Consider the following 11365-nt stretch of genomic DNA (forward strand, 5'->3'; position numbering starts at 1 on the left):
GCCCCGATGAATGCGCCCCTCGGCGATCGGCGCGGCTGTCCCGGTCTGTCGTCCGGTCCGGGTCTGGTTCCGACGGGGCGGTTACAGGACGTCACGTAGTCGATGCTCATCATGGGAGCGGCCCTCACTGACGGTAGGCACGGGGGAACCGCTACACCATCGTCCTGACGGCGCCGGCCGGTCATTCCCGCGGCGACGAAGAAGCTGTTCGTCCCGCCGAACCCCGGCTGACCTGGAGAAACTCTCGCGGAGGCGGCCATTGCTTCGAGGTGGTCGCTTCCTGATACGCAGGATCTGATCGTCCGGCAACCAGAATCGTGTCGGCGGTCGCACCGCCTGGCCGCGCCGAGGCCGAGTGGTGTCGTCGCCCAGCTCGGCGAGAACACGCGCGACGACCGGTCCACCGACCAGGCTGCGCCACGGACCACGTGACCGTACGGCTACCGTTAGGCGGACTGATTGCTTCTGCGGGCTTTCCGCCAGGAGGGCCGCCGTCGGCGAGGGGAATCTCGGATGTCCAGGCCCAAGGCCAGCCTGCGCGCCGAACAGGACGACCTGCGCAGTCGGATGCGGGATCGCGGGATGACGCATCAGGAGATCGCCGCGGAGTTCGCCCGCCGCTACCGGTTTCGCCCCCGGGCGGCGCATCGGCATGCGTTCGGCTGGACCTTGACGCAGGCCGCGGACCGGATCAACGCCTACGCCGCCGAACACGGACTCGACCCCACGGGCAAAGCGCCGATGACCGAACCGAAGCTGAGCGAGCTGGAGAACTTCCCCCGGTCACGCGTACGCCGGCTCATGCCCCAGACGCTGGCCCTGCTCGCGGGCGTCTACGGAACCGATGTTCACACCCTGCTCGACCTCGACGACCACGACCATCTCAGCCCGTCAGATCGGCTGCTCCTTACCAGCATGGGCGCCTCCGCGCCGGCCCCTCCGAAGTCTGCGCCGCCAAGTCGGTCCCTGGCCGGACCGCCGCCCCCGGCCCGATCCGTAGCCGATCGATCGCGGGACCGACCGGCTCGCGCCCCGGGCTTCGATCCCGTGACCTGGCCTGTCCTGGCAGCGGGTCAGCACGAGCCGGTCCAGGAGCGTCTCAGCCATGTGCGCGAGCAGCCCCGATCCGTGGATCTGGTGACGATCGCGCTCCTGCGCCAGCGGGTCGAGGACCTTGATGCCCAGTACGACCGCACGCCGCCGACGGAGCTGCTGCCCGAGGCAGGCCAGCTGCTCACCATCATCAGCTATCTGCGCTCCCAGGGACCGACCATGCGTCTGCGCCGGGAACTGCTGACCGCGGAAGCCGAGGCGGCGATCCTGATGGGCCAGCTCGTGTGGGACGCCTCCCAGCGACGCGACCACCGCCAGGCCCACACCTATCTGGACCGGGCCGCCGCCGCCGGCCGGGAGCTGCGCAATCCGATCGTGGAAGGATTTGCGCTGCTGCGTTCCACGATCGTCGCTTTGCACGGTGAGCGGGCCCCGCAGGCAGCGCTCGATCTCGCTCGCCGCTGCATGACGGTGACCGAAGGCTCCAGCGACGTCCTCGCCGGGCTGGCCACCCTGCACGCCGCTGAGGCGTACGCGATGCAACGCAGCACCACCGAGTGCGAAGAGCTACTCGGCCACGCTGAACACCTTCTGGGCAGGACCGACGCCGCGGACGAGGCGAGCTACCTGTACTCACCCAGGCACATCCCGCGCATGGCCGGCTCCTGCTACCTCTTCCTCGGTCGGCCGAAGACGGCCGAGGACCTCCTGGGACACGCCCACTCCCACCCTCACAGCCCGGCCAAAGCCGACGCGATCGTCCTGGGGAATCTCGCGCTCGCCCAGATCCGCCAACGGAAACCAGACGAGGCCGCGCACACCTTCAACCAGGCCCTCGACGTGGTCACCCGCACCCGAGGCGGCGGCGGCATCACGATGGCGTTCACGATCAGCCGCGAACTCCAGCCCTGGCGCCACCTGCCGGCCGTCCGCGACGCCTGCGACCGTCTCCTCGACGTCATGGCACCCCCAGTCCCATGAACCGCGACGTCCACGACGCCAAACAGCGAGTCCGCGACCGGATCTGGGCCCTTCTGGAACGCGAACACGCCGCGCCACCAGGCGTCCACGGCTATATCCCCGCGTTCACCGGTGCCGACGTCGCCGCCGCACGGCTGGCCGCCCTCCCCACCTGGGCATCGGCGCACGTGGTGAAGGCCGTCCCCGACCGGGCCCAGCAACCAGTCCGCGCCCGTGCCCTCCGCGACGGCAAGACCGTCTACATGGCCGTTCCCAGACTCGCCGAACCGCTGCCGTTCTACCGCCTCGACCCCACCACCCTGCCCCTGCCTCCCGAGCAGGCCGCCGACCGGCACGTCGCCGCCACTATCGCCGACCCGGTCGGCGTGAACGACATGGACCCCGTCGACCTCGTCGTCTGCGGCTGCGTCGCGGTCAACCCGGATGGCGTCCGCCTCGGGAAAGGCGCCGGCTACTCCGACCTCGAATTCGCGCTTCTCCAGGAAGCCGGGCTCATCCAGCCCACCACCACCATCGTCACCACGGTCCACGACCTTCAGGTCGTCGACGACGAGCTCCTTGAAACCCGCCACGATTTCAGCGTCGACCTCATCGTCACCCCCACCCGCACTATCACCTGCGGGCCACCCCGACGCCCCGAGGGCCTCTACTGGCAGGACCTCGACGACGCCACCATCAGCACGATCCCCGTCCTCGCCGCCCGACGAGCGGCCTGGCTGCGGCTCCCGGGGACTCCCACGGCGCCCGAGGACCATCAGCCTCGTCGCCGTACCGACGAACGCTGACCCGCACGACGAAGTAATTCTGTTCAGTGCTTCTCTTCTCGTTTTTCCGGTTCGGTCGGACGCGCCGGCCACCGCTTCGAGAATGGAAAGCTCCGAAGCCGACCTACATGAGCCCGCCGGCCCACGCACCGCGCGCTCTCCCCGATGGCCACCAGGCCCAGAGCATGCACCGACGGGGCCGATCTCGATCTTCGTAGGCCGGTGGTCTCGGGCGGGTAGACCGCCGCGCCGCGCCGCGTCGCGGAGTCTCAGGAGACGGGGCATGCCGGGGACGCCGGACCGAGCGGGACGAGTCCTTCGCACGGCGGGAACGTTTCGTGCCCATCGGTGCGAAGGGGATGGAGCTCACCAACGGTCTCGGCGCAGGTCAGCCGGGGCGCACGGCCGCGAATCACCTCTTCGTTCCTCGGGGAATGACTCGCGCCCGGCCCCTTGAAACGCTGACCCACGTTGCGCCGCAGCCATCGAGCCATCCCAGCGCTGGCACCTAACCGGACCCACGACGACCGGCCCACCGACGCCACGGTCAGCCGCCATGCGGCCATCGACAGCGAGGCGCAACGCAACGACCGCACCGCTAGCAACAGCGCCTGTCTGTTCCATACAAGTCCATCACTGTCACGAACATTGTCAACCACCCGTCCAATCCGGCGGACAAAACCGGGGCAGACCTGGAAGGGAGTCCGGGTGTCCGAGAGCACCTCCAGCTACGAGGGTTACTGCGTCAAATGCAAGGCGAAACGGCACTACACCGGCGAGGTCCGGATCAGCGAGTCCGGCAGGCGGATGGCCCGGGGAACGTGCCCGGTCTGCGGCTCGACGATCAACCGCATCCTCGGCAAAGCCTGACCCGCACCGGCGCCGTCCACCGTCGCCTGCCCCGCTGTTGACGAGGTCCGGCGGGGGCAGGCGGCCCTTCACAAAGGGCGCCATCGTCCACCGCGGGATCGTCGAAACCCTGCATGGACCACAAAGAAGAACCCAAATACCGGATCTAGAGAACAGTGGAAATGGCGTCAGTGACGAACGAAGACAGCACGGTCGGCAACTGGAACTTCCAATCAGCGGCCAAGGAGACAGCCGCAACAACGGATCTCCGCACCGAGGTCCCCCACCCTGCTCGCATGTACAACTACTATCTGGGCGGTAAAGACAACTTTCCCGCCGACCGGGAAGCCGCCGAGCAGGTGCTGGCAGCATTCCCCCAGGCGCGGACGGTGGCCCAAGCGAACAGGGGTTTTCTGCGGCGGGCGACGCGGTTCCTCGCCGCCGAGGCAAGGATTCGCCAGTTTCTGGATATCGGCACCGGTATCCCGACCAGCCCGAACCTGCATGAGATAGCGCAGTCGGTAGCCCCCGACACCCGGGTCGTCTACGCGGACAATGATGCCATTGTCCTGGCGCACGCCCGCGCCCTCCTGACCAGCAGTCCGGAAGGCGCCACCGCCTACCTCGACGCCGACCTGCGAGACCCGGAGAAGATCCTTGGCTCGGCGGAGGTACGCGCCACTGTGGACCTGAGCCGGCCGGTCGGGCTGTCACTGATCGCGATCCTGCACTTCCTGCCCGACGACAACGACCCCTACGGCATCGTGAAGACGCTACTGGACGCACTACCCGCCGGTAGCTTTCTGACGCTCACGCACGCCACCGCCGACTTCGCGCCCGCCGAGGCGGACCGGGCCGCTGCCATCTACCGGGACCGCGGTATCCCCGCCCAAGCCCGCAGCCGAGCCGAGGTCGAGCGATTCTTCACCGGCCTTGATCTGGTCGATCCCGGAGTGGTCGTCGTACACCGCTGGCACCCCGACGCCACCAACACTACCGATGATCCAACGGACGCGGAAGTGTCCTGCTACGCGGCCATCGCGCGCAAGCCGTAGGCCCCATCCGAAATCTGCGTCCGGTTCCAGGCGTGCCCACAGGGGATGACAGATGACAACGGCGAAGCCGGCGGTGACGCCTGTCAGCCAGGTCGCGGGCGCGGTGCGGGCCGTCCTCGCCGGAGAGGCTCTCCCCGAGGTCGCCGCCAGAACCGGTCTGTCGGCCGCGGATTTGCAAGCCGCCCTCGCGGTCTACCATGCAGGCGGCAAAAGGGCGGTCGAGACGCGGTCCGCGGTCCGCTGGCACACTGTCCGCGTCGTCTTCGGCGACCGGGCGCAGGCCGAGACGACGATGGCGACCGTCGTGGCCCCGGTGCTCGACACGCTGTGCGCGGGCCGGCGGTCGACGGGGTGGTGGTTTCGGCGAGAGCCTCGTGCGTGGCGGATCTACCTGCACAATCCCGATCTCGCCGCCGCCGGCCAGGCGATCCGCCGGTTGGGACGAACGGGAACCGTCGCCGCGACGGTTCCGGAGCCCTACGAGCTGGACCCGCAGCCATTCGGCGGGCTCACTGGTGCTGCCATCGCGCAGGATCTCTTCGTCGTCGACAGCCGAGGCGTCCTCGGCTACGCCCGCCTGGCCGATCCGCCGCTCGGCCGCCGTGAGCTGTCTGTCGCCGTCCTGGACACCCTGATGGTCGCCGCCGGACTCGCCTGGTCCGCCCGCGGCGACGTCTACACCCGCCTCGCCGATACCCATCCCAACGTCGACCCGGCCGGCGCCCGCCGGCTCGGCGCGGAACTGCTCGCCTCCCTGACCGACCCAGCCTCCGACCTGGCAGTTGCGTCCGCCGCAGCGTGGACGGACGGCTGCGCCGACGCAGGCAAACGGCTCGCCGACGCCGCCGACAACAACCTGCTGACCCGCGGGCTTGTTGATGTCCTGGCCACCATCGTCAACGCCCAATGGAACCGTCTCGGAATGCCCGCAGCCACCCGGGCCGTCCTCGCCCACGCGGTGACGCACCTCTACTCTCCATAAGGATGCCGCCACCGAGATTGCCGATCGGTGGCGATTTGGCCACCGGAACGGATCGGCGCGTCGGCGGCCCAACGGGAACAGCGGGTGGCTGCGTAGACACGACCAGCCGGTTGGCGTCATCCCACCCGGTCGGCACGGAAACACCAGGGCAAGCACGGAGGTGAGCACCATGAGTAAGAGCGGTAGCAGGGCCGGTCGGAGTACGCCGAGCAGCGGAAGGTCGTCACGGTCGACGCCGATGACAGGGAAAGCATCGTCGAGAGTGCAGTCGTCCGCTGCCCGTAACCCCTCGGGCCGGTCGGCCCGGACCGGGTTCTCGCCGCGAGCGCAGTCCGCAGCCGCACGGAACCCCGGCCCGGCCAAGTCCCAATAGCCCACCCGGATCTGGCCGCGATGACTACTTGATCGAGGCTCTGGATCTCGCCCGATCGCGCGGGTCACGTCAGACACGCGTCGGCAACAACGCCAGGGACACGCTCAACATCCCACAGCGTCACGGACATGTCCGCTACGTTGAATCCCGGCGGCGCAGGCATCGACGGCGGTCGCGGTCGGAAAAACACAGCAGGAGGAGATCCGGGCCCAGGTCCCGAATCAGTGTTGCGAGGTCCGCCCAGCGTCCATCACCGCCCTCCTTGATGTTGAGCGTCATCAAGGTCGAGGAATCCCGGGGAGAGACCATAGGTGACCATAGCGTGACCGCAGTGACCTAATCGTCGGAATGTCAGGAGACCGGCCCAGCGAACCAGACAGCACGGCGATGCTTGGCTGCTCAGCGCGGAAGACTGCCGCCGATCGCCACCGCCTGCTCCGGCTGCGCGTTTCGCTGCTCCCGATCGTGAAGGTCGGCCTCCCGGCAGCTGCCGCGCCTCCAGCCACGCGATGCCGCCCTGCGAGCAGACCGGCGACCGCTACCAGGGACGACGACGTCCGAGAACGATCAACCTCGTCATCGCGCTGACGAACGCTACGAGGAGCAGCAGACTTCCGCCGAGAGCCGCCTGCATCCCTAGCCGGGTCCGCAAGTCCAGTGCGCCGGCGGCGCTCGATCTCCCGGCAAGAATCACCAAGACGGCTTCGAGGACGACAACGAATACCACCATGCCCATCAGCGCGCTGGGGTCCCGGAGTCGAGGCTGGAGTTGGCGCACCGCGGCCCTGTCCTCGTCTGCCGCGGCCTGCTGGGCGGCGTCTTCCCGGCCATGGCGCCGCAGGTCACAGATGAAGTCATGTTCTTGCAGGTAGCGCGGCCTGGCGGCGGAGTCCCATTCGCCCGCGGCGGACAGGAGTCGCAGCGCGGTCCCGATCGTGTCGAGCGCCTCCGGGAGCAGGCCGCAGATCCGCTGCCCCTGCGCCAGGCCGTACCGGATCTTATGATCATCGGGATAGGTGGTGGCCGCCTCGGCGGCATGGCGGCGTAGCAATTCCCCCCGCCCCTCGAACGGCGGTGCCACACGCAGTCCGTCCAGGCAGACGTCCACGATCTGCCGCGATCGCGGTGCAGCGTCCCACGCCTGGGTGAACAGCCTGGTGGCGTACTCGACGGTCCGCCGGCTGCTGCCAAACGCGGCGAACGCGCGGAGCGCCGCGAGCAGGGGCCCGTGTGCCTGGTTGTGGCCGGTGGCGATCAGCGGCGACGTTTCCAGGAAGAGGTCTAACTCATCGAACCAGTAGTTCGCCTGCAACTTGGCGGCGTGGTATAGCACGACAAAGCTGCGGACGTCGGCGGGCTGGTCGGCGAGCCTGCCCGTGGCCGCGGCGACGTCGTAGCGCGAGTCGACTGTGTCCCTGGTCGCCTCCGCGAACCCGAGCGACCACGCTTCGACGATCGCGTCCCGCTGCTGGGGTGTCAGGTCGTTGGTGTGTGCGGCGAGCCAGCGGGCGCACTGCGCCGCGACCTCCATGGTCGGCTCAGCGAGCAGGCGGCGCCCCCAGTAGAGCCGCGCGCAGGTGAGCCACGGGTCGGCGACCGCGTCGGTGGCGCGGACCTGGAACGGCGGCTCGACGCCGGCTGCGGCCAAGGCCGCCGCGGTGGCGTCGCAGGCGCGTCGCAGATCCCGCGGGTCGGTCGGATCGACCTGGTCAAGCTTCGTGAGGATGGCGGCGATGTCAGTGTCCACGGGCCCTCTCGCGTCACGCTGATGGCACCGATATATCACACGGTCGACAGTTTCGTGCCCCAAAGAGCCACATTACGACCGATCTGCTGTCGGGTCGGTGCCCTACCCGGCCGCTCGCCGATCCGTCCAGATCGCGGCTCGCGCGTCGTCTTACCGCGGACCCACGCAGTGGATTTCGCGATGATCCCCGCCGGTCGTCGGCCCGTTGTCCTCGGCTGCGATCCCGCGCCCATCGAGATCACGGTGCTCTCGCGGTGAGCGCGGGATCGGCGCCTGTCCGTCGATCACATGGCCGGTTGGGGCATACCGTCGAGGTGGCTGGAGATGCTTTCGATCTGGGTGTGGATGTCGGTGCGTAGCTGCGCGACCAGTTTGCGCGCGGTGGGAGTACCGACATGGAGGCGCTTGCGCAGCGTTTCCGCGGAGATCGGGCGCTGGTACTGCTGCCAGTGCAGCACGTCTTCGGCCCGAGCCCGATGCAGCAGATCCTGGTCGCGTGCCTTGCGCCCAGTCTGAGGCGTGACCTTTCGCGCCGGCTGCATCTCGGTGGTAGCAGGACGTTCTGGCTGCGCCCGCGGTTCGGCTGCCACGAGACTGTGTGCGCCACCGCCCGCAGGTGCACCTTCCGGCAGGACATCAGACCGGGCTGGGCGCATGGCCTGAAGTAGTCCCGGGCCCACTTCCGACCACCCGATAAGCAAAAGCGGACCAACCGCATCAAATGCCGCTTTGCCGTAGTCCCCGGCGATCAGGGGTTCCGCGATGTTGAGCGCTAGCGTTACAGTGCTAACGAAGATGAGCATGCGCCGTGCCGCTCGCAGCACCTCCACGGGCCCGCCATGGAGGGCGACGTGCCGCGTGCCGAGCAACAGCGCGACTACCGACAGGTCCACGGCCGGTGCGACCAACGGCGCCACCCAGATCGGGACGCCAAGGCGCAGGCCAAGGGCAAGTACGTTGCCGAAGCCGAACAAGAACGTCAACGCGACTACGATCCCGACGATGACCGTCACCAGACGGGTCGGAGTCTCCGGAACCGCCAGGTCGACGGAACGCATGTTCGATCCGCTTGTCGATGTTGCCGGTCGGGGAGTCACTCGACATCATCCCTGGTCAGGGCCCGGGTAGCGACCGACCGGACAGTAATTTCTGGGCCAGCAACCAAGATCAAACGGTTCGGATGCTGGTACACATGGTCCACCCCGCGCAGGTCCCTGACCTGCCCAGACGTAGACGATCACCCGCGAGATTCATGATCGAATGACCGTGGTGAGCTCATGGGGAGCTCATGGACCGGGACCGAGACAAACGATCTGCTAGATAGCAACATCATGCTGGAAGCGGACCCGGAGGTGTGGTTACACAACGTGCCCTTCGAGAGTAACGACCCGTCACTTATAGCGACAGAAGGCTTCGGTCATGCGTCGCGCAGGTTCGCGTCCCGCCGGGGTGCACCCAGCAGGCTCGGCGAACATCAACATGTGCGGTGACCTGCACTGTGTGGAATGTGGGTGCCGGTGGGCGGTCTGCGCTCGGCCCGCGGACCTGCGGTGTGAGGTTCGAGTCCTGCCAAGACGAACCCCGCGCAAAACCAGTGAGAACCAGCACGAAGACGGAGTTCAGACCGCCCCACTCAGACGAGATTGCTCGTCCTGCGGGGCAATTGTCGCGGAGGCCGGCGGATCGGATATCAACATCCGCGACATAGGTAATGTCCGGCCGTTGCGGCGGGTGATCCGGGCGGGGAAACGGAAGGCGGCCCGGTACGGGAGGTTGTGCCCGTCGACCAACAGCAGGGAGGCATTGATTACCAGGAAATCGTCAGCCTTGTGTCTGATCGTGTGATGGCGGTTCCCGGCCCTGAGTGGTCGCCGTAGGTACCGGCGGGCTGGGCGGTGACGGTGGGCTGGGCAGGACGTTTGCTGTTCCAGCGGCGCAGCAGATCGTCGGTTTGAGCGGCGAATTTGCTGTGCTGGGGCCCGTGGGCGACGATGCCCAGCTCATCGGTGTCGTCGTCCAGGGTCCGGCTGACGAGGTAGGCGATGGTGCCGCCGTCGTAGAGGGCGGCGCCGGCCCAGCGCACGGCGGGAGTGACCAGCCCGAGGGTCCGGGCGGCAGGCCCGACGGCCAGCCGCCCGAAGCAAGCGCTGGTATTTGTGGCGAGCCACAGGTCGAGGTGTTGGGCGGGTTCGTCGTGGCGGACGGGCAGGCTGGTCCAGTACTCACACGCCGGGTACGCGAGTGTCTGTGCGAGCGCGGCCTCATCGGGTCGGTCGTCGACGTCGATTTTGAGGATGACGTCGTCGGCGAGTCGGACATGGCGTTCGCCCATCTCTGCGGCGCCGCGCATGGGCACGAACCCGCATACTGCCGCTGACGTGCTCAGCATTCGGTCGAGGTCTTCGCGGTCGAATGCAAGTGAGCGGGTCAGTCCGCTGCCGTGCAGGCGCAGCGGGACGACCAGCCGGCCGCCGATCGCGAGTTGGTCCCACCAGGCCGTGACGAGGTCCCACGCGCCGGCGGTGACGATGATGCGGTCGTATGGAGCCCGGGTGGGGTAGCCCAGCGCGCCGTCTGCGCAGATCACCTCGATCTGGTCGTATCCGGTCGCGGTCAGGCTGGTGCGAGCGCGGGCGGCGAGGTCGTCGTCGAGTTCGATCGTGACGACCGTCCCGCTGGGGCCGGTCAACTCGGCGATAAGTGCGGCGTTGATGCCGGTCGCCGCGCCGATTTCGAGGACGCGATGGCCGGGCTGGACGTTGAGTTGTTCGAGCATGGTGGCGACGACGTTGGGGCTGGACGCGGAGGACAGGGCGGTGCCGTCCTCGGCGCGTTTGGTGACGACCGGCTGGGGCGTGTAGGCCGTCGGCAGATCGACGTCCGGTAGGAAGCGGTGCCGTGGCACGGTCCGGAAGGCGTCCCTGACCGCCGGGGTGCGGAATGTGCCCAGGCCGTCGATGAAGGCGACCAGGTCGTCCCGCAGCTGCTGCGGATCGTCGGTTGAGGTGTCGATGGCGTCGGTGATCACCGCCATCACGGTAGTAGGGCCCAGACGATTTGCACCGGCGGCTGGCGGAGGGTCGGGCAACAGATCGAGTTCGAGGATGGCCCGGCTGGCCGCGGTGGCGAGCGCGTGCTGGTTGGCGGCCGAGACGCCCAGCCGGTTGAAGGCGAAGATCAGATGATGGGTCAGGATGGCCCGCAACCCTCGCGTGAGGTTGCCCCGCTGGTGCAGGTCCGCGAGGGCGTGGCCGGCGCCCTCAAACGCGGACGGCCATGTCGGCACGGTCGCGAGCGGACTGTTGTCGGCGTCACCGGCTGCTGTGATCAGTCGCGTGACCGCGGCCAGCAACGTGGGAGACGGCGGCTGGTGGTCGGTGTCCGGGCTGCGGTGGATGGCGAGTTGGATCCAGATGTCGCCCTGCTCGTACCAGTCCTGCCCGGCGGCGCGCAGCAGGCGGGTGCCAAGGAGAAGCCCCAGCTCGCGTCGGTGATCAGTGCCCGTTGGTGCGTGCGCGAGATGGCTAAGTGGTTAGCGCTGGAAGTTCCTCGGGGGTTGAT

8 protein-coding genes and 1 pseudogene are annotated in these 11365 nt (G+C 68.2%); 5 read left to right on the forward strand and 4 right to left on the reverse strand.

From position 1 onward, the window contains the following. Positions 1-513: 513 nt before the first annotated feature. From CV1CTNOD_RS17805 to CV1CTNOD_RS17820, 5 genes are all read left to right on the forward strand, one after another. On the forward strand, positions 514-2034 hold the full coding sequence (locus CV1CTNOD_RS17805) for a hypothetical protein (RefSeq protein WP_131787165.1): 1521 nt from the start codon (positions 514-516) through the stop codon (positions 2032-2034). Beyond that, positions 2031-2819 carry a 5-formyltetrahydrofolate cyclo-ligase gene (locus tag CV1CTNOD_RS17810; protein ID WP_131787166.1) on the forward strand — a complete coding sequence of 263 codons (789 nt, stop codon included), beginning with the start codon at positions 2031-2033 and terminating at the stop codon, positions 2817-2819. The genes CV1CTNOD_RS17805 and CV1CTNOD_RS17810 overlap by 4 nt, the downstream gene beginning before the upstream one ends. 687 nt (positions 2820-3506) lie before the next feature. Then, positions 3507-3668: a DUF5679 domain-containing protein gene (locus CV1CTNOD_RS24925; protein ID WP_165485594.1), complete on the forward strand. Its 162-nt coding sequence runs from the start codon at positions 3507-3509 to the stop codon at positions 3666-3668. Between the two features lie 161 nt (positions 3669-3829). Further along, the gene (locus CV1CTNOD_RS17815) at positions 3830-4702 is read left to right on the forward strand and encodes an SAM-dependent methyltransferase (protein ID WP_131787167.1); all 873 of its coding nucleotides are present in this window, start codon (positions 3830-3832) and stop codon (positions 4700-4702) included. Between the two features lie 52 nt (positions 4703-4754). After that, positions 4755-5684 (forward strand): thiopeptide-type bacteriocin biosynthesis protein, encoded by a 930-nt coding sequence (locus CV1CTNOD_RS17820; RefSeq protein WP_131787168.1) that lies wholly within the window; start codon positions 4755-4757, stop codon positions 5682-5684. Between the two features lie 911 nt (positions 5685-6595). Here the strand turns inward: CV1CTNOD_RS17820 and CV1CTNOD_RS17830 are convergent. From CV1CTNOD_RS17830 to CV1CTNOD_RS27425, 4 genes and pseudogenes are all read right to left on the reverse strand, one after another. Then, entirely contained in the window at positions 6596-7804 is a 1209-nt protein-coding gene (locus CV1CTNOD_RS17830; RefSeq protein WP_131787170.1) for a hypothetical protein, read from the reverse strand. Between the two features lie 284 nt (positions 7805-8088). Continuing rightward, positions 8089-8862 (reverse strand): hypothetical protein, encoded by a 774-nt coding sequence (locus CV1CTNOD_RS17835; protein WP_131787171.1) that lies wholly within the window; start codon positions 8860-8862, stop codon positions 8089-8091. 749 nt (positions 8863-9611) lie between these two features. Next, the gene (gene fxlM, locus CV1CTNOD_RS17840) at positions 9612-10838 is read right to left on the reverse strand and encodes a methyltransferase, FxLD system (protein WP_165485596.1); all 1227 of its coding nucleotides are present in this window, start codon (positions 10836-10838) and stop codon (positions 9612-9614) included. 81 nt (positions 10839-10919) lie between these two features. Beyond that, positions 10920-11303, reverse strand: a pseudogene (locus CV1CTNOD_RS27425) (thiopeptide-type bacteriocin biosynthesis protein); the annotation flags it as partial. Between the last annotated feature and the right edge of the window lie 62 nt (positions 11304-11365).

Source organism: Protofrankia symbiont of Coriaria ruscifolia (assembly GCF_900634745.1).
Classification (GTDB): domain Bacteria; phylum Actinomycetota; class Actinomycetes; order Frankiales; family Frankiaceae; genus Protofrankia; species Protofrankia californiensis.

Coding starts and splice junctions, on each gene's coding strand:
- CV1CTNOD_RS17820 (WP_131787168.1), top strand. CDS start 4,755: ATGACAACGGCGAAGCCGGCGGTGACGCCTGTCAGCCAGGTCGCGGGC.
- fxlM (WP_165485596.1), bottom strand. CDS start 10,838: ATGGCGGTGATCACCGACGCCATCGACACCTCAACCGACGATCCGCAG.
- CV1CTNOD_RS17810 (WP_131787166.1), top strand. CDS start 2,031: ATGAACCGCGACGTCCACGACGCCAAACAGCGAGTCCGCGACCGGATC.
- CV1CTNOD_RS17805 (WP_131787165.1), top strand. CDS start 514: ATGTCCAGGCCCAAGGCCAGCCTGCGCGCCGAACAGGACGACCTGCGC.
- CV1CTNOD_RS17815 (WP_131787167.1), top strand. CDS start 3,830: ATGGCGTCAGTGACGAACGAAGACAGCACGGTCGGCAACTGGAACTTC.
- CV1CTNOD_RS17835 (WP_131787171.1), bottom strand. CDS start 8,862: ATGCGTTCCGTCGACCTGGCGGTTCCGGAGACTCCGACCCGTCTGGTG.